Origin of the sequence: Caballeronia ptereochthonis (assembly GCF_001545075.1) — a bacterium.
Taxonomy (GTDB): Bacteria; Pseudomonadota; Gammaproteobacteria; order Burkholderiales; family Burkholderiaceae; genus Caballeronia; species Caballeronia ptereochthonis.
In genome coordinates this window covers 141,580-159,352 of sequence record NZ_FCOB02000008.1, presented here as the reverse complement: position 1 = coordinate 159,352, position 17,773 = coordinate 141,580, and the positions used below count along the sequence as shown (strand labels likewise).

The following is a 17,773-nucleotide window of genomic DNA, read 5'->3' as shown; positions in this document are numbered from 1 at the left end:
GGTAGCGCCTGCGCGCGCGTTTCTTCCTGACGATCGCTCGGCGGATGCATCGGCCGATGCACCCGCGTGTTGAACTTGAATCCTTTGACGGGGTTGGTGGAGATGATGAAAAAAGCTTTGCTTGCGGCAGCAGCGCTGCTGACATTCAGCGCGGTGGCGCAGGCTCAGAGCAGCGTGACGCTGTATGGCCGCCTGGACGCGGGTCTCGAATACATGAACGGCGTGCCCGCCGGCGCCAACGGCAGCACGCATCGCTTCCGCGCCGAAAGCGGCGACTGGGGCACGAGCCTGTGGGGCATGAAGGGCGTCGAGGATCTGGGCGGCGGCTATCGCGCCGTGTTCCAGCTGGAAGGCAGCTTCAACACCATGACGGGCCAGGGCCCGGGCGGCGGCGGTCTCTTCAATCGCTGGGCGACGGTCGGTATGGCGAACAACCAGTTCGGCACGCTGCTGTTGGGCCGTGAGCTCTTCATCGCAAACGGCGTGTGGGACTTCGATCCGTTCGGCCAGTCGAACTGGTCGTCGGCATCGCTGGTGCGTGGCCGCAACTGGCCGCAATCGAGCAACAACATTTCGTACCAGTCGCCGAAGATCGCGGGCTTCGACTTCTACGGTCAGTACGCGCTCTCCAACGCGACGAACTGGAACGGCAACGGCACGACCCCGCAGGGCCGTCAGGCGGGCGCGCAGGTCACCTATACCGCGCCGGTGTTCCAGATCCGCGGCATCTACGACGAGATTCGCAATCCGGCGAACGGCTCGCTCGGCGGCACGTACAGCGATGGCGGCAACGGCGCCTACGCGTACTCGCGCGAATACACCGCGATGCTCAACGTGTTCCTCGGCCAGTTCAAGGTTCAGGGCGGCTATCAGGCCATCCGCACATCGGGCATGACCGGCCAGTTGCCCGGCCAGCCGACCACGCTCGATCACGAGTGGGGCGGCGTGACGTGGCAGGCCACGCCGGCGGCGGCGCTGATCGCGGCGGTCTACCACGTGAACGGCAACAACGGCGCGGGTAACGCGACCATCTACACGGTCGGCGGTTCATACAACCTCTCCAAGCGCACCCTGCTCGACCTGCAGGTCGCCACGGTGCAGAACAGCAAATCCGCGAACTACGGCCTGAACGCCAATAACTTCGGCACGGGCGCGGCGACGGACAACCCGATCCCCGGCCACAGCCAGACGGGCGTGTACGCGGGCATCCAGCATTCGTTCTGAGCCTTTCAACTTTCAGCCTTTCAAGCTTTTTCGCGCCGCTGCGAGCGGCACGTGCGGTGCGATACGACCGATCCGTATCGCACCGTTTTTTCAAGGCCACGAATCAGAAGTCGGCGCCGAACTGCAGATAGATGCTCTGAATACCGCCTGGCGCCATCGCAAATCCGAGGTAAGCCGGACCGAAGGCCGTCGTCCCACCGAGGAACACGCTGAAGCTCTTCTTCAGATTTCCGAGGTTGATCGCTTGACGCTGCAGCGTCGCATTGCCCGCCTCGGCGGTCGTGCCGAGATACAGATCGCGCACGAACTGGCCATTGGGCGACGCCACGCGGAACTGATACGTCAGTTGCCCATAGAGCAGATAGTTGCCCGAAAACTGATCCACGCCATACGCCGCGAGATGCCGGAAGCCGCCGAGCGAAAACGGCGCGCCCGAGTATTTCGACGCCCCGACTTCCGCCGTCGCGATGAAGCTGTGCCGTGCCGTGCTCGCCGCGCCCGTGGCGCGCGCATGAAGATAGCGATAGGCATTGTCGCTGTCGCCGCCGAATGACGACTGCGCGTCGACACGAATCAGGTAGCCCGAACGCGGGAACAGCGCGTCGTCGAGTTGATCGATGATCAGTTGCGCCCGCCCATAAGACTGCGACCACGAAACCGAGCCGACGCTCGCGGCGCCGAACGCTCCGTCTTCGGTCAGGTACATCACGTCCTGATCGGGCGTCTCGCGGACGCGCGAGGTCGCCGCGCCGATGCGGATCTCGCCCAGATGCGAGAGCGGCATCGCGAAATCGAGTCCCGCCTTCGCCTCCCTTCGCCAAGTCCGCACCATCGGATGGGAGGCCGGCGATGTGTCGTCGGAATCGCCGAAATAACTCTGGCGCTTCTGCGATACCTCCGCGTACGGCGCGACATAGAACCCGTAGCCGCCGAACACGGGCTGCCGCAACTCGGTATGGAAGCGCTGCTGCTCGTCGCCGAGCTTGAGGTCGTTGCGCCACTCCAGGCCGGACGCCGTGATCCACGGCCGGCGATGTCCGATGTTGATCTCGAAGCCCCCGCCGCCCTCGAAGTCCGTCGACAGGCCAATGCCGAACAGCAGGAAGTTCGGTCCCCAGCTTTTCTCCCTCGCGCGCACGCGCAGACGATTCGCGCCGTCCCCGTCGATGAACTCATGCGACACCGCCTCGAAGTATCCGGTCGCCTGCAGCTTCGCGAGGCTGCTGTTGACGAGCGGCGCGTCGTAGCTGTCGCCGTCCTTGAGGTTCAGATAGCCCCGCACGAACTCGGGCGGAATCTTGCCGGTGCTGTCGACCTGGATCTCGTCGATGCGCGTCGCCTTGTGCGTCACGGCCGTGCGATGCTCCGCGCGATACGTTTCATAGTCCGCCGGCGACGCCGAAAAGACCGCGAGCCGGTCGCTCAGCGCGTGCGCCGCCCGCTCGCCGCATTCGATCGCTTCGCGCGCGCGCGTGAAATCAGTAAACTTGATATCGCCGAGATCGGGGCTGATCAGCACGTCCTTCGCGCTCAGCGAATCCTTCTGCGTCTTGACGTTCTGGCCGATGAGAATGCCCACCATCTGCTGAGCGACGTCCGCGGGCGAATTGATGTCGACGCCCTTCCTGAGCGGTGTGCCGATGTGCACCGCGATGACGACATCCACGCCCAGCGCGCGCGCCACATCCACCGGCAGATTGTCGACGATGCCGCCATCGATCAGCATACGGCCGTCCACCTCGATCGGCGAAAAAAGACCCGGCGCGGCCATGCTCGCGCGGATGGCGAGCGGCAGCGAACCGTGATCGAACACCACGCGCTCTCCGTTTTCGAGATCGGTCGCGACCGCGCGGAACGGCAACGGCAACTGATCGAAGAAACGGTTCGGCGGCACGCTCGCGGTCCACGCCTGCAAAAGCGCCAGAAAGCTGTTGGCGCCCACGAAGCCGCGCGGCAAACGGGTCTTGCCGGAATCGTCGAAACCGAAGGGCAGCGCGATCGGATAGTCGAGCTCGTCCTCGCGCCTCGTCTGCGGCAGCGCGGGGCGCGCAAGACGATCGAAGGCCACGTCGCCGAGATTGACGGACGACACCTTGCGATCCAGATCGTCGGCGGAATAACCGGTCGCATAGAGCCCTCCGATGACCGCGCCCATGCTCGTGCCGACCACGACGTCGACGGGCACGCGCAGCTCCTCGAGCACCTTCAGCACGCCGATGTGCGAATAACCACGCGCGCCGCCGCCCGACAGGACAAGGGCGATCTTCGGGCGAGGCGCGTGCGCGATTGCGCCGGGCGGGCCGCTCTGCGCGATGGCTTGAGGAAGGATGAACAGCAGGCGCAGAGCCAGCACGAAGGAAACGAAGGCGCGCATGAAACGTCAATGCACGAACCGGAGCTCGCGGCAAAAGCGGGAAAGTGATGGCCACCCGGATTCTAGGGACCTCGCCGCGGTGAATCGATCAGCATGACAAAATGTTTCGCCGGCGTGTCGCGTTCGGCACGCCTATGCGCGCGAATCGTGCCCGAACGGACCAAATACGAGTTTTCCTATTTCCGCGAATAGAGCCGCCCATTAGCCTCGCCTGCTCAATTTTTCAGCGAGTGAATCTCATGCGTCGGCAAGGCGACCCAAGCAGCCTACTCTGGGCGACTCCCTATTTATTCGCCGCGTGGACGTCCGCCGAGTTCGTGCTCACGCGCCCGCGCGGCCGGGTTGCGGTCATGTCGCCTTTCGTCGGCGCGTCGTCGTTCGGCGACATCAGCCGCACGGGTGCCGCCGCGAAGGAGGCGGCGTGAGCGCGAAGCGCACCGCCGCGCTGCTGATCCACGGACTCGGCGGCACCCCGTTCGATCTGGGCTCGATGAACAGGATCCTGAAGCGCGCCGGCATCGACACGCATTCGCTCACGCTGCCGGGGCACGGCGGCACGCCCGAGGATCTCGTTGACGTGAGCGCGGAAGAGTGGCTGCACGCCGTGCGCGCCAGGTATCGCGAAGTGATGCGGCAGTACGACGTCGTCCACGTGATCGGCATGTGCATGGGCTCGCTGCTCGCGCTCGCGCTCTGCGCGAACGAGCGCCATGAGCGCGGCAAGCTCGTCACGCTCGCGCCGCCGATCTTCATCGACGGCTGGGCGACGCCCTGGTACACGTTCGCGCGTCATCTGCTCTACTGGGTGCCGCTCGTGCCGCAACGCATGCGCGTGGAGGAGGACGAGCCATTCGGCATCAAGAACGCGCTGATGCGCTCGATCGTCAAGGCGAAGTTCGAGCGCGGCGACAACTTCCACTATCGCTGGGTGCCGCTCGCGTGCCTGCGCCAGGTCGACCGGCTGCGCCGGATGGCCATGCGCGCGGTGTCGACGCTGCGTTGCGACACGCTCGTGCTGCACGCGCGCGAGGACGAACTGACGAGCCTCCGCTCGGCCTGGTTCCTGCGCGAGCGCATCGAGCGCATGGAGCTGGTCGTGCTCGAGAACAGCTATCACCTGATCTGCGTCGACAACGATCGCGAACTCGTCGCGAAGAGCGTGCTGGATTTTCTCGGTCTGGCCGCGGACGGCGCCGCCGCCCCGGACAGTGAAGTACGCGACCTTGCGCGACGCCATCCCGACGGGATGGCCGGCCAGCGCGTCGAGGCCGTGCTGCCGCTGTGCGCGTCGGGTGTCGTCCGGTAACGGCGCGGCGGCGGACCGCGCGTGAAAAAGAGGACCGGCGATCACTCGCGGTCCGCTTCTCTTCGCGCGTCAGTCGCCCGCGATGCCCGATGCGCCGTGACTCAACCAGTCGAGCACGGCGGCGGCATCCTCGTCGGCCGAATCGCGCGCCTTCGACACCGTATCGCTGATGTTCGCGCCGGGCGTCGGCGCGGCCCGGCGGATCGCCACGCCGACCGCGAGAATGTCGATGATCGACAGATGCAGGATCCGCGAGATCATCGACAGCTGCGATTCGCGAATCTCGATGTGATCAGTCTCCAGCGCCACCGTCGCGCGCCTGGCGAGCGGCGTGTTGCTCGACGTGATCGCGATGACCGTCGCGCCCTGCTGCATCGCCACTTCGAGCACGCGCAGAAGCTCCGGCGCCCGGCCCGACTTCGACACGGCCACGATCACGTCGCCCTTGCCGAGCAAGGCGGCGGAGGCCGCCTGCATGTACAGGTCGCCATAAGCGATGGTCGGGATGCCGAAGCGGAAGAACTTGTAATGCGCATCCTGCGCGACGATGTTCGAGTTGCCGAGCCCGTAGAACTCGATGCGCCGCGCGCCGTTCAGAATATCAATGGCGCGCTCGACGTTCTCGAAGTTCAGATGCTCGCGCAATTGCAGAATCGCGGACACGGTGTTGTCGAGCACCTTCGCGCCGAAGTCGGTGGCCGTGTCGCCGAGATGAACCTGGCTATGGCTCACCGGAATCGTGCCGGTCAGGCCCGTCGCGAGCTTCAGCTTGAAGTCGGACAAGCCCTGGCAGCCGAGCGAGCGGCAGAAGCGGATCACGGTGGGCTGGCTCACGTCCGCCTTGCGCGCGATGTCGATGATCGGATCGTTGATGATCGAGCGCGGGTGGTTCAGCGCGAGATCGGCCACGCGCCGCTCGGCGGGCGTGAGCGCATCGCGCATCTGGCGGATGCGCTCGAACACCGCCGACGAGCCGCTGTTCGCGCGGTTCGACAACTGCTCCGAGAGAATCGCCGACACGCCGAGAAACGCGGGATATTCGGCCGTGATGATGTAGGTTGGAATTCCTGCGAGATATTGCTGAAAGCGCCCTTTCGCCTCGAAACGCTCGCGAAACGGCGACTTGTGGAACAGCTCGCCCAGCTTCAGCACGACGCCGCCGCCGATATAGATGCCGCCGAGCGCGCCGAGCGTCACCGCGATGTTGGCGGAGAACGTGCCGAGGATCGCGCAGAAGCAGTTCACCGCTTCGAGCGCGAGCGCTTCGCCTTCGTGCGCGCGGTTGGTCACATCGGCGCTGTTGAAGTGCTCCGCGACCGTCACGCCGTCGCGCTCGGCGAACGCGCGGTAGATCAGTTCGAGCCCCGGCCCGGCGCACACGCGCTCGAACGACACATGCGCAAACTTGCGGCGCGCATAGCGCATCACGAGGTCTTCGCGCTCGTCGAAAGGCGAGAACGTCGCGTGGCCGCCTTCGCTGCCGAGCGCGATCCAGCGGTCATCCGCCGGGATCAGGCCCGACACGCCCAAACCCGTGCCCGGCCCGAGCAAGCCGATCACGCTGTTCTGCCGCCGCGAGCCGCCGCCGACCTGCACGCGCTGCGCATCGGTGAGACCGGGCAGCGCCATTGCCAGCGCGGTGAAGTCGTTGACGACGAGCAGGGTGTCGAAGCCGAGCGCGCGGCGCGTCGCTTCGATCGAAAAGCTCCAGTCGTGGTTGGTCATTTTCACGTGATCGCCGTCGACCGGATTCGCGATGGCGATCGCCGCATGATTCACGCGGCCGACCTTGGTGTCCTTCAGATACTGCTGCATGACCTCCGCGATGCCGGGGTAATCGGCCCCCGGATACACGCGGATCTGCCCGATCTCGCCGGGCGCCGTCTCCAGCGCGAAGCGTGCGTTCGTGCCGCCGATATCGGCGAGAAGCCGCGGCCCGTCGGCGTGCTGATTGGCCGCCGCCGCGGCCTTGCTATGCACACCAGTAGACATCGAGCTTCACTCCTTCAGCGTGGGCCAGCGTCGAGATGGCGTTCTTTTGCGGCGCGGCGAGCGCCGCGTTCAATACGTCGAGTTTCTTCTGGCCGGCGATGAAGAGATACAGCTGCCCCACCTGCTTCAGCGCCGACATCGACAGGCTCACGCGCGCATGCGGCGCCGCGCCGGGATGCACGGCGATGAAGCGCTCCGGCGTCGAAATCGCGAACTCCCATTCGGGCGCGTCGGCAAAGATCGAGGCCGTGTGGCCGTCCTCGCCCATGCCGAGCACGGCGACGTCCGGCAGACGGCGGCGCGCATCGGCGTTGAGTTCGGCGATGTGCGCCTCCAGCGGCTTGCCCGTATCGACGAGCGGCAGGAAGTAGGCCGCCGCGCCCGCGTTCTGCAGCAGCGTATCGCGCACGAGCTGCGCATTGCTCGCCGGATCGGTTTCGGGCACCCAGCGGTCGTCGACGAGCGTCACGTCGATATGCGCCCAGTCGAGCGGCGCACGAGAAAGCGCCTGCAAGAACGGCTTCGGGCTCGTGCCGCCCGATACCGCGAGCGTGGCGTGAGCGGTTTGTCCCGCGGCGTCGGCAGACGCCGCGCCCCTCGCCGCGAGCGACGCCTTCAGCGCGTCTCCCACGGCTTTCGCCAGCGCATCCGAGTGGGCGCGCGGGTCGTCGAAAGTGCGAAGCTCGATCACTGCTCCTCCATCCTCTTTGTCCTGGTTCATCGACCCGCTTTCTTGTCACGACATCGCAAGGCGACGTGCGAAGCGGTCTCTCGTATTCTCGTGCTCGCCGCGCCCTCCCGCAGGCGGCCTCGGCGACGCGCGCTCAATTTTCCTCTTCGAGCCAGCATGTGCCGTGCTGGGCCAGCATCGCGCTGGACGCCGCCGGTCCCCAGGTGCCCGCCGCGTACGGCTTCGGCTTGCTGGTCGAGGCCGCCCATGCGTTCAGGATCGGCTCGACCCAGCGCCACGCCGCTTCCTGCTCGTCGCGCCGCACGAAGAGCGCGAGCCGGCCGTGGATCACATCCAGCAGGAGCCGCTGATACGCCTCCATCTGCGCTTCCTTGAAGAACTGATCGAACGCGAGATCCAGATGCACGCTCGCGAGATTCATGCCCTCGCCGGGCTGCTTCGCCAGGCAATACAGGCGAATGAACTCGTTGGGCTGCAGCCGGATCACCAGACGATTCGTGCCCGCGCGCAGCGCGCTCGAGCCGAGCGCCGAATGCGGCACCGCCCGGAAGTTCACGACGATCTCGGCGACGCGGTCCGCGAGGCGCTTGCCCGTGCGCAGGAAGAACGGCACGCCCGCCCAGCGCCAGTTCTCGATCTCCACCTTCAGCGCGACGAAGGTTTCCGTCGTGCTGTCGGTGCGCACGCCCGGCTCCGTGGCGTACGCGGGCACCGACGCGCCGCGGATCACCCCCGCATGATATTGCCCGCGCACCGCGACGCGGCTGATGTCGCGCTCGTCGATCGGCTTCAGCGCCCGCAGCACGCGCAGCTTCTCGTCGCGCACGGAGTCGGAATCCATCGAGTGCGGCGGCTCCATCGTCACAATGGAAAGCAGCTGCAGCAAGTGGTTCTGGACCATGTCGCGCAGCGCGCCCGTATTGTCGTAGAAGTCGCCCCGCGCTTCCACGCCCAGTTCTTCCGCGATCGTGATCTGGATGCTCTCGACCCATTCGCGCCGCCACAACGGCTCGAACAGCACGTTGGAGAAGCGCAGCGCGAGCAGGTTCTGCACCGGCTCCTTTCCGAGATAGTGATCGATCCGGTAGATCTGGTCTTCCTGGAAGATCTCGCCGACGGCGTCGTTGATCGCGTTCGACGACTCGAGGTCGTAGCCGAGCGGCTTCTCCAGCACGATGCGCGCGTTCTGGTTCAGGCCGACGTCCGAGAGCGCGCGGCAGATCGGCACGAACAGCGACGGTCCCGTTGCCAGATAGAAGACACGTGTTCCGCCGTATGGCGCGAGCGCGTCGCGCAACACGACGAAGTCTTCCGCGCGGCCGAGGTCCAGCCCGACGTACTGGATGCGCTCCAGAAAGCTGCGCCACGCGGGCTCGTCGACGCCGTTCTTCGACACGTGCGGCTTGACGTGCTCCTCCACCCACGCGCGATATTCGCTTTGATCCAGCGCCTCGCGCGCGACGCAGACGATCCTGCCCGCCGGATCGAGCATGCCCGCGCGATGGGCCTCGAACAGCGCCGGAAGAATCTTGCGCATGGAGAGGTCGCCGGTGCCACCGAAGAGTACGAAGATGAAGTTCGAGTCGCTTTGCATGAGTCTGAACGTGGGTTCCAGAGCTGAAGGTGAATCGAATCGGGCCGTACCGCCCACCGGACCATGAATCGGCCAGTCGAGCGACGCGCCGTAGTCCGATAAAAATTTTTTTGACACTGAATTGTAGTTTAACTACAATCCAAATCAAGAGGAAATGTCATCGAAGGAAAAATAGCGCTGTCAATCGGATCAGTCGGGATCGATCGAATGGCACGCGGCAGTTTCCCGAGGTGACCTGCTGAGCGCATGTTAACGGAGCCCGCGGCGCACCGCTTTTTACGGCGGGCGTGTCTTGCGACCCACATGCGCACAGCCTCGCGCTCGCCGCCCGATGCGCCCCGCCTTTCAGGCAAGGCGCGCCGGACCGGGCAAAAATCAAAAGAGGAGACAGCAGTTGCGATTCAACCCACTCATCTCTTGAGAGCCGTGCGGCCGTATTTCGGTCTGACGGCCACGCACGCGCGCCGCGTTCAACGCGTCCCGCGCCTGCCGCTTCCCGCCGACACCGCCGATTTCCGGCCATCCAGGTTTGCCGTTTTTGACCACCGCTTCTTAACAATGCTTCTGGCGGCATCGGGAGCCAATCGTTTCTTGTTCAGGTGTCTGGAGGAGATAAACAATGAAAGTCCGTAAGCTCATGGGCGCGCTGTGCGCCGCAGGTCTTCTGTGCGGCGCGACGGCGTCGGCGGTGCAGGCTGCCGAAGCCGTTTCCGTGCTGCACTGGTGGACGTCCGGCGGCGAATCGAAAGCGGTCGGCGTGCTCAAGGACGACATGACCAAGCAGGGCTATACCTGGAAGGACTTCGCCGTCGCGGGCGGCGCGGGCGCGGCCGCGATGACCGCGCTCAAGACCCAGGTGATCTCTGGCAACGCGCCGTCGGCGGCGCAGATCAAGGGCCCGCTGATCCAGGAATGGGCGGAGCAAGGCGTGCTCGTGCCGATCGATTCCGTCGCCGGCGACTGGAAGAAGAACCTGCCGCCGGAAATCGACAAGATCATCCACGCGGACGGCCACTACGTCGCGGCGCCCTTCTCGGTGCATCGCGTGAACTGGCTGTACATCAACAAGGCGGCGCTCGACAAGGCGGGCGGCAAGGTACCGACCAACTGGAACGAGTTCTTCCAGGTCGCCGACAAGATGAAGGCCGCGGGCATCATGCCGATCGCGATGGGCGGCCAGCCGTGGCAGGACCTGACGCTGTGGGAAGACGTCGTGCTCTCGCAAGGCGCGGATTTCTACAAGAAGGCGATCGTCGATCTCGACCAGAAGACCCTGACCTCGGACAAGATGGTTCAGGTGTTCGATACGGTGCGCAAGATCCAGGGCTACTTCGACAGCGGACGCACGGGCCGTGACTGGAACCTCGCCACCGCCATGGTCATCCAGGGCAAGGCCGGCATGCAGTTCATGGGCGACTGGGCGAAGGGCGAATTCGCCGGCGCGAACAAGAAGGCGGGCACGGACTACATCTGCGCGCCGGTGCCGGGCACGGAAAAGGCCTACACGTTCAACGTCGACTCGTTCGTGTTCTTCCAGCAGAAGGGCCAGAAGGCCGCGACGCCGGGCCAGCTCGCGCTCGCGAAGACCATCATGTCGCCGGAATTCCAGGAGCAGTTCAGCCTGTACAAGGGCTCGATCCCGGTCCGTCTCGGCGTCCCGATGGAGAAGTTCGACGACTGCGCGAAGAAGTCCTACTCTGATGAACAGACGGCGATCAAATCGGGCGGCTACGTTCCGTCGCTCGCGCACGGCATGGCTCAGGGCGACGCGGTCGCAGGCGCCATGACCGACGTCGTGACGAAGTTCATGAATTCGTCGCAGGATTCGAAGAGCGCGGTGCAGGCGCTCGCGAACGCCGCCAAGACGAAGTAAGGCAGCAAAACGGCCGCGTCAGGGCCGTGAAGCAAGGCCACATCGCGCGGCGCGCCTCCAGGGCGCGCCGCGCGGGCCGCAAGACCGCAACAGCAACTTCGCATCATCAAGCGCCGGCTACGCTCAGAGCACGGCTACCCGCCGCAAGCGCGCAAGTCAGTGCAATCAGACGCACGAAAGCGCCGGCGCATCTTCCAGGAGTCGAGTCGTGACTGCCTCCGTCACCGCGGACAAGAAACCGCAAAATCCGCCCCGTCGCGCCTCGCCGACGTCGGCACTCGCCGATCGCTGGATTCCGAAGCTGGTGCTCGCGCCCAGCATCGTGATCGCGCTCATCTTCGTGTACGGCTTCATCGCCATTACCGGTTATCTCTCGCTCTCCGAATCACGGCTGATGCCGCGCTACGATTTCGCGGGCTTCGACCGTTACCGGCAGCTCTTCGCCAACGACGTCTGGTGGACTTCCGCCGCCAATCTCGGCTGGTTCGGCATTCCGTTCATCGGGATCTGCGTCGTCCTCGGGCTGTTCCTTGCGATCCTGCTCGACCAGAAGATTCGCAACGAAGGCGCACTGCGCGCGATCTTCCTCTATCCGATGGCGCTTTCCTTCATCGTGACGGGCACCGCATGGCAGTGGATCCTGAACCCGGGCCTCGGCCTCGAAAAGGTGTTCCACGACTGGGGCTGGACGAGCTTTTCGTTCAACTGGCTGGGCGACCCGGACAAGGCGATCTTCTGCGTGGTGATCGCAGCGGTGTGGCAGTCGACCGGCTTCGTGATGGCGCTGTTCCTCGCGGGCCTGCGCGGCGTAGACAGCGAAATCTTCAAGGCCGCGCAAGTGGACGGCGCGACCCTGCCGACCATCTACCGCAAGATCGTGATTCCGAGCATGCGCCCGGTGTTCTTCTCCGTGCTGCTGATTCTCTGCCACATCACGATCAAGACCTTCGACCTCGTCGTAGCGCTGACGGCGGGCGGCCCGGGCACCTCCTCGTCGCTGCCGGCGATCTTCATGTACACGTTCTCGTTCAACCGGGGCCAGCTGGGTGTCGGCGCCGCGTCGTCGATGATGATGCTCGCCACGGTCGTCGCGGTGCTCGTGCCGCTCATGTATCTGGAATCGAGGAGCACCCGCAATGCAGCCTAACATGACGATCAGCCGCGCCGTCATTTACGCGGTGCTGATTCTTTTCGCCCTTTACTTCCTGTTCCCGATCTACGTGATGCTGTCGACGTCGTTCAAGGACCTCGACCAGCTTCGCACGGGCAACCTGCTCACGCCACCCGTGCACTGGACGTTCGCGCCCTGGGTGAAGGCATGGCAGGAAGCGTGTACCGGCGTGCGCTGCGACGGCATGCAGCCGTTCTTCATGAACTCGGTGCGCATGGTGATTCCGGCCGTGCTGATTTCCTCGTTCGTCGGCGCGTTCAACGGCTACGTGCTCACGCACTGGCGCTTTCGCGGCGCGGATGCGTTCTTCACCATGCTGCTGGTCGGCTGCTTCATCCCCTTCCAGGCGATCCTGCTGCCGATGGCGCGCCTGCAAGGCTTCCTCGGCCTCTCGAACACGACGACCGGCCTCGTGCTCGTGCACGTGATCTACGGCATCGCGTTCACGACGATGTTCTTCCGCAACTTCTACGTGAGCATTCCGGCCGAGCTCGTGAAGGCGGCGCGCATCGACGGCGCGGGCTTCTTCACGATCTTCACGAAGATCCTGCTGCCCGTGTCGCTGCCGATCTTCATGGTGTGCCTGATCTGGCAGTTCACGCAGATCTGGAATGACTTCCTGTTCGGTATCGTGTTCTCGGGCGTGGATTCCATGCCGATCACGGTCGCGCTGAACAACCTCGTGAACACGTCGACGGGCGTGAAGGAATACAACGTCGACATGGCGGGCGCGATCATCGCCGCATTGCCGACCATTCTCGTCTACATGATCGCGGGACGCTATTTCGTGCGCGGGCTGACGGCCGGCGCGGTGAAGGGTTAATCGGACATCACCCGATAGAGATATAGAGGATTCACATGGCAAGCCTTTCCATCCGTGACGTGTACAAGACCTACCCGAACGGGGTGCCGGTTCTCAAGGGCGTCAACATCGACATCGAGGACGGTCAGTTCCTGATCCTCGTCGGCGGCTCGGGCTGCGGCAAGTCGACCTTGCTCAACATGATCGCGGGGCTCGAAACCGTGACCAAAGGCCAGATCATGATCGACGGCAAGACCGTCAACGATCTCTCGCCGAAGGACCGCGACATCGCGATGGTGTTCCAGTCCTACGCGCTCTACCCCTCCATGAGCGTGCGCGACAACATCTCGTTCGGCCTCAACATCCGCAAGGTGCCGAAGGACGAGCAAAAGAAAATCGTCGACCGCGTGTCGGAAACGCTGCAGATCGGTCACCTGCTCGACCGCAAGCCGGGGCAGCTCTCGGGCGGCCAGCGTCAGCGCGTCGCGATGGGCCGTGCGCTCGCGCGCGATCCGGTGATGTTCCTGTTCGACGAGCCGCTCTCCAACCTCGACGCGAAGCTGCGCATCGAGATGCGCTCGGAGATCAAGCTGCTGCATCAGCGCCTCGGCACGACGATCGTCTACGTGACGCACGATCAGATCGAAGCGATGACGCTCGGCGATCGCATCGCGGTGATGAAGGACGGCATCGTGCAGCAGTTCGGCGCGCCGCAGGAAATCTACGATTCGCCGGCGAACCTGTTCGTCGCGGGCTTCATCGGCGCGCCGCCGATGAACTTCATCAGCGGCAAGCTGGTCGAGTCGGGCGCGGGTGTCGGCCTGCAGCTGGATACCGGCGTCGGGCAGAAGGTGCTGAACCTGCCGTTCGACGCGGGCCGTCTGCGCGGCAAGGTCGGCCAGGACGTGATTCTCGGCCTGCGCCCGGAACGCATCACCGATTCGCGCAGCGCGCACGATGTGTCGGATTCGAGCCTGCAAGCGGTCGACGTGCGCGTCGACGTGATCGAGCCGACCGGCCCGGACACGCTCGTGTTCGCGCAGGTGAACGGCAAGCGCATCGTTTCGCGCGTGCACCCGGCGTCGAATCCGCAGCCGACGTCGACGTCGACGCTGCTTTTCGACGTGTCGAAAGCCGTGCTGTTCGATCCGCAGACGGAAGAACGGCTGGCCTGATCCTGCCCTTCGACTGACCTCGAAAGCCGCGCCCGATGCGCGGCTTTTTCATTGCGGCTCCATTACAGGCACAATCGGCGTTTTGCATTTGGATTCGCCTGGCGCCGCATGACCCTTCTCTCCTCGCATCCCGAACTCGCCTGGACCCCGTCGGACGGTCCCGATCCCTTCATCGGTCTCGAAGCACTCGACGACCCGCACGCGCAAGCCTGGGTCGATGCCCAGAACCGCCGTACCTCAGCCGCGTTCGGCGAGACGTCCGAAGCACGTGCGCTCGCCGCGCGGCTGGAGGCGGCTTATACGTCGAAGGACCGCATCGTCACCTGCTCGCGTTATCGCGACTGGGCCTACAACACCTGGCAGGACGACGCGCATCCGCTCGGCATCGTGCGCCGCGCGCCCTGGAGCGCCTGGCTCGCGGGCACACCCGAATGGGAAACGGTCCTCGACGTCGACGCGCTCGACCTCAACACGCGTGAAGATGACGACACCCGCTGGGCGCTCGCCGACTTCGACATGCTCTACCCCGATTACGATCGCGCGCTGGTGAGCCTGTCGCCGGGCGGCTCGGACGCGTGCATCGTGCGCGAGTTCGATATCGCATCGAAAAGCTTCGTCGTCGACGGCTTCGCGCTGCCCGAGGTCGGCAAGCACGATATCTCGTGGATCGATCGCGATACCGTCTACGTCGGCTGGGACGACAGCAAGACGAACCCGCGCGCCGCGCTCACGACCTCCGGCTTTCCGCGCCAGGCACGGCGCTGGAAGCGCGGCACGCCGCTCGAACGCGCGCCGGTCGTGTTCGAGGGCAATCGGCGCGACGTGTCGGCGGGCGCGGACTACGATCCGATCGAGAAGCTGCATCTCGCCTCGCGCGCGGTGACGTTCTACGACACGCTCAACTACTGGCTCGATGAGAGCGCGAACGAATGGCGCCAGTACGATCTGCCGTCGCATGCGGAGCTCGAGCACTGGAACGGCTGGCTCTTCGTCACGCCGCGCAAGCACTGGAACGCGGGCGGCCGCCGCCATGCGCCCGGCACGCTGACCGTCATCCGGCGCGACGCGTTTCTCGAAGGCTCGCGTGATTTCACCGCGCTCTTCACGCCGTCGGAGCGTCTTGTGCTCGCGGGCATCGACTTCACGAAGCACTGGCTGATCGTCTCGCAGATGGACGACGGCGTGCCGCGCGTCATGTTGCTGCGTCCGCCCGCGATCGGGAACGCCGCATGGGAGTCTCGCGAATTCGCGCTGCCCGAGGCGAGCCAGTCGTATGTCGATTCGATCGACAGCGAGCGCGACGACACCGTGCTCGTCCACGTCGAGCATTTTCTGCTGCCGCCGTCGCTCTATCACGCCGATCTCGCCGACGACGCGCCCTGGAAGCTGCTCGCGCGCCTGCCCGCGCAGTTCGACGCGACGGGGCTGACCGCCGTGCGCCGCCACGCGGTCGCGCCGGACGGCGAGCGCATTCCCTACTGGCTGATCGGACGAGATCTCGAAACGAGCACGGATGCACGCCCTTGCCTGCTCTACGGCTACGGCGGCTTCGAAGTCGCGCTCGATCCCGGCTACGACGCGACCACCGGCATCGCCTGGCTCGAACGAGGCGGGCTTTACGCGATCGCGAACATCCGCGGCGGCGGCGAGTTCGGGCCAGCGTGGCATCAGGCGGCGCTGCGCGAGAATCGCCAGGTTTCCTTCGACGATTTCATCGCGGTGGCGCAAGCGCTGGTCGACACCGGCGTCACCACGCCGAAGCACCTCGCGATTCGCGGCGGCAGCAACGGCGGCCTGCTCGCGGGCGTGTGCATGGTGCAGCGGCCGGAGCTCTTCGGCGCGGTGCTGTCGGAGGTGCCGTTGCTGGACATGGCGCGCTTTCACACGCTGCTGCAGGGCGCATCGTGGATCGACGAATACGGCGACCCCGACAATGCCGACGATCTGCGCCATCTCATGAGCTACTCGCCCTATCAGAATGTGAAGGCGGGTGTCGCATATCCGCCGGCGCTGTTCACGTCATCGACGAGCGACGACCGCGTGCATCCCGGCCACGCGCGCAAGATGGCCGCGAAGATGCAGGCGCAAGGCCATGAAAACGTCTGGTATCAGGAAACCGGCGAGGGTGGGCACGGCGCGGGCGTCGAGCCGGAAGCGGTCGCACAGGCGGAAGCGGCGGCGTTCACCTTCCTGGCTTCGACGATCGGGCCGCTCGCCTGATTCAGACCTTCACGGGCGCCGCATGCGAGCGCAGCACCAGCGTGCGCCCGGCGAAGGTCAGCACGCCGCAGACGCCGATCACGATGCCCATGCCGTGCGGCGAGACGTCGTGGAAAAAGCCCACCGCGAGACTCGACAGCGCGCCGAGCCCGAGCTGCATCGCGCCGAAAACGGCGGCCGCCGCGCCGGCATTGCGCGGATAGCGATGCATCAGCTCGGTCGTGCAATTGGCCGACAGCAAACCGACCACGCCGACCACGAAGAACAGGCACACGACGATCGACCACAATCCGCCCCAGCCCGTCAGCGACATGAGCGCGACCGCCAGCGCCGCCACGACGCTCACGAAGGACGCGGCGGAAATCATCTTCATCGCGCCGAGATGCCCGACGAGCTTCGTGTTCAGCACATTGCCCGCGATGATGCCGACGATGTTCAGCCCGAACAGCAGCCCGTAGTACTGCGGCTTCACGTGGAAGTAGTCGATGTAGACGAACGGCGTGGCGGTGATGTACGCGAACATCGACGCGAAGGCCATGCCGCCGCACATCATATGGCCCCAGGTGACGGGATCGGTCAGCAGATGCCCGTACGCGGCGAACGATTTGCCGAGGGCCGCGCTCGCGCGCTTTTCCTTCGGCCACGTCTCCGGCACGCGCAGGAAGGCGGTCGCCGCGCAGGTCAGGCCGAAGAGCGTCAGCGCGACGAACACCACGCGCCAGCCGCCCAGCAGGAGCAGTTGGCCGCCGATCAACGGCGCGAGCAGCGGGCCGATCGACGTGACGATGGAGAGCATCGACAGCACGCGGGCGGCGTCCGTCGGCTCGTGGGCGTCGCGGGCGATGGCGCGCGCGAGCACCGACGCCGCGCCCGCGCCGAGCGCCTGCAGGAAGCGCACGAAGACGAGCGCGTCGATGGAGAACGCCACCGCGCAGCCGATGCTCGCGAGCGCGTACAGCGCAATGCCGCCGAGCAGAACCGGCCGGCGGCCGTAGGCATCGGAGAGCGGGCCGTAGAGCAGCATGCCGAACGAGAAGCCGAACATGAAGCTCGTGAGCGTGCTTTGCGCGGCGGCCGGGCTCGTGCCGAACGCAGCCGCGAGCGAAGGAAGGCTCGGCAGATACATGTCGATCGACAGCGGGCCGCACGCGGCGAGCGCGCCGAGCAACAGGATCAGCCGGCCATCGGGCCGGCGCCGGGTGGAATCGGGCATGGAGTTCGCAAGACGGGGATGGGTGGGCGCCACACGGCCTTTCGGCGGCGTAAGCGAGCGACCATTGTACGCGAGGCCTCGTCGTGATCCGACCCTGACCGCCGCGTTGCGCTAAGCTCATCGCTCTTTCACGTGCTG

13 protein-coding genes are annotated in these 17,773 nt (G+C 65.4%); 8 read left to right on the top strand and 5 right to left on the bottom strand.

The window, feature by feature from the left end; genetic code table 11:
* Positions 1 to 105: 105 nt before the first annotated feature.
* Positions 106 to 1,224, top strand: coding sequence for a porin (locus tag AWB83_RS10715; RefSeq protein ID WP_087045186.1), 1,119 nt, complete (start codon positions 106 to 108; stop codon positions 1,222 to 1,224).
* A gap of 103 nt (positions 1,225 to 1,327) precedes the next feature.
* Here the strand turns inward: AWB83_RS10715 and AWB83_RS10710 are convergent, their stop codons facing one another.
* Positions 1,328 to 3,598 (bottom strand): patatin-like phospholipase family protein, encoded by a 2,271-nt coding sequence (locus AWB83_RS10710; protein ID WP_087045046.1) that lies wholly within the window; start codon positions 3,596 to 3,598, stop codon positions 1,328 to 1,330.
* Positions 3,599 to 3,837: 239 nt separating this feature from the next.
* Between AWB83_RS10710 and AWB83_RS36045 the strand changes: the two genes are divergently transcribed.
* Both AWB83_RS36045 and AWB83_RS10705 read left to right on the top strand, forming a co-directional pair.
* A complete protein-coding gene (locus AWB83_RS36045) occupies positions 3,838 to 4,023 on the top strand; it encodes a hypothetical protein (RefSeq protein ID WP_143750034.1) in 186 nt (61 codons plus the stop codon).
* Complete coding sequence (locus AWB83_RS10705; protein ID WP_087045044.1) at positions 4,020 to 4,904, top strand: alpha/beta hydrolase; 885 nt, start codon at positions 4,020 to 4,022, stop codon at positions 4,902 to 4,904. Before AWB83_RS36045 ends, AWB83_RS10705 begins: the two co-directional genes overlap by 4 nt.
* 69 nt (positions 4,905 to 4,973) lie before the next feature.
* Here the strand turns inward: AWB83_RS10705 and AWB83_RS10700 are convergent, their stop codons facing one another.
* From AWB83_RS10700 to zwf, 3 genes are all read right to left on the bottom strand, one after another.
* Positions 4,974 to 6,896 (bottom strand): bifunctional transcriptional regulator/glucokinase, encoded by a 1,923-nt coding sequence (locus AWB83_RS10700; protein WP_087045042.1) that lies wholly within the window; start codon positions 6,894 to 6,896, stop codon positions 4,974 to 4,976.
* A complete protein-coding gene (gene pgl, locus AWB83_RS10695; protein WP_087045040.1) occupies positions 6,877 to 7,587 on the bottom strand; it encodes a 6-phosphogluconolactonase in 711 nt (236 codons plus the stop codon). Before pgl ends, AWB83_RS10700 begins: the two co-directional genes overlap by 20 nt.
* 133 nt (positions 7,588 to 7,720) lie before the next feature.
* Positions 7,721 to 9,181 carry a glucose-6-phosphate dehydrogenase gene (zwf, locus tag AWB83_RS10690; protein ID WP_087045038.1) on the bottom strand — a complete coding sequence of 487 codons (1,461 nt, stop codon included), beginning with the start codon at positions 9,179 to 9,181 and terminating at the stop codon, positions 7,721 to 7,723.
* A gap of 619 nt (positions 9,182 to 9,800) precedes the next feature.
* Between zwf and AWB83_RS10685 the strand changes: the two genes are divergently transcribed.
* The 5 genes from AWB83_RS10685 (at position 9,801) to AWB83_RS10665 (ending at position 16,422) form a co-directional block, all read left to right on the top strand.
* Complete coding sequence (locus tag AWB83_RS10685; RefSeq protein ID WP_087045036.1) at positions 9,801 to 11,054, top strand: ABC transporter substrate-binding protein; 1,254 nt, start codon at positions 9,801 to 9,803, stop codon at positions 11,052 to 11,054.
* 208 nt (positions 11,055 to 11,262) lie between these two features.
* On the top strand, positions 11,263 to 12,201 hold the full coding sequence (locus tag AWB83_RS10680) for a carbohydrate ABC transporter permease (RefSeq protein WP_087045034.1): 939 nt from the start codon (positions 11,263 to 11,265) through the stop codon (positions 12,199 to 12,201).
* The gene (locus AWB83_RS10675; protein ID WP_167389097.1) at positions 12,191 to 13,048 is read left to right on the top strand and encodes a carbohydrate ABC transporter permease; all 858 of its coding nucleotides are present in this window, start codon (positions 12,191 to 12,193) and stop codon (positions 13,046 to 13,048) included. The genes AWB83_RS10680 and AWB83_RS10675 overlap by 11 nt, the downstream gene beginning before the upstream one ends.
* Before the next feature lie 35 nt (positions 13,049 to 13,083).
* Entirely contained in the window at positions 13,084 to 14,202 is a 1,119-nt protein-coding gene (locus AWB83_RS10670) for an ABC transporter ATP-binding protein (RefSeq protein WP_087045030.1), read from the top strand.
* A gap of 108 nt (positions 14,203 to 14,310) precedes the next feature.
* Complete coding sequence (locus AWB83_RS10665; RefSeq protein ID WP_087045028.1) at positions 14,311 to 16,422, top strand: prolyl oligopeptidase family serine peptidase; 2,112 nt, start codon at positions 14,311 to 14,313, stop codon at positions 16,420 to 16,422.
* A 1-nt stretch (position 16,423) separates the two neighbouring features.
* On the opposite strand, the gene AWB83_RS10660 is transcribed toward AWB83_RS10665, so the two are convergent.
* Positions 16,424 to 17,635, bottom strand: coding sequence for a Bcr/CflA family multidrug efflux MFS transporter (locus AWB83_RS10660; protein WP_087045026.1), 1,212 nt, complete (start codon positions 17,633 to 17,635; stop codon positions 16,424 to 16,426).
* Positions 17,636 to 17,773: the final 138 nt, after the last annotated feature.

Excerpts from the sequence above, each read along its gene's own strand:
- AWB83_RS10715 (WP_087045186.1), top strand. The coding sequence starts at position 106 with ATGAAAAAAGCTTTGCTTGCGGCAGCAGCGCTGCTGACATTCAGCGCG.
- AWB83_RS10710 (WP_087045046.1), bottom strand. The coding sequence starts at position 3,598 with ATGCGCGCCTTCGTTTCCTTCGTGCTGGCTCTGCGCCTGCTGTTCATC.
- AWB83_RS36045 (WP_143750034.1), top strand. The coding sequence starts at position 3,838 with ATGCGTCGGCAAGGCGACCCAAGCAGCCTACTCTGGGCGACTCCCTAT.
- AWB83_RS10700 (WP_087045042.1), bottom strand. The coding sequence starts at position 6,896 with ATGTCTACTGGTGTGCATAGCAAGGCCGCGGCGGCGGCCAATCAGCAC.
- zwf (WP_087045038.1), bottom strand. The coding sequence starts at position 9,181 with ATGCAAAGCGACTCGAACTTCATCTTCGTACTCTTCGGTGGCACCGGC.
- AWB83_RS10685 (WP_087045036.1), top strand. The coding sequence starts at position 9,801 with ATGAAAGTCCGTAAGCTCATGGGCGCGCTGTGCGCCGCAGGTCTTCTG.
- AWB83_RS10675 (WP_167389097.1), top strand. The coding sequence starts at position 12,191 with ATGCAGCCTAACATGACGATCAGCCGCGCCGTCATTTACGCGGTGCTG.
- AWB83_RS10670 (WP_087045030.1), top strand. The coding sequence starts at position 13,084 with ATGGCAAGCCTTTCCATCCGTGACGTGTACAAGACCTACCCGAACGGG.
- AWB83_RS10665 (WP_087045028.1), top strand. The coding sequence starts at position 14,311 with ATGACCCTTCTCTCCTCGCATCCCGAACTCGCCTGGACCCCGTCGGAC.
- AWB83_RS10660 (WP_087045026.1), bottom strand. The coding sequence starts at position 17,635 with ATGCCCGATTCCACCCGGCGCCGGCCCGATGGCCGGCTGATCCTGTTG.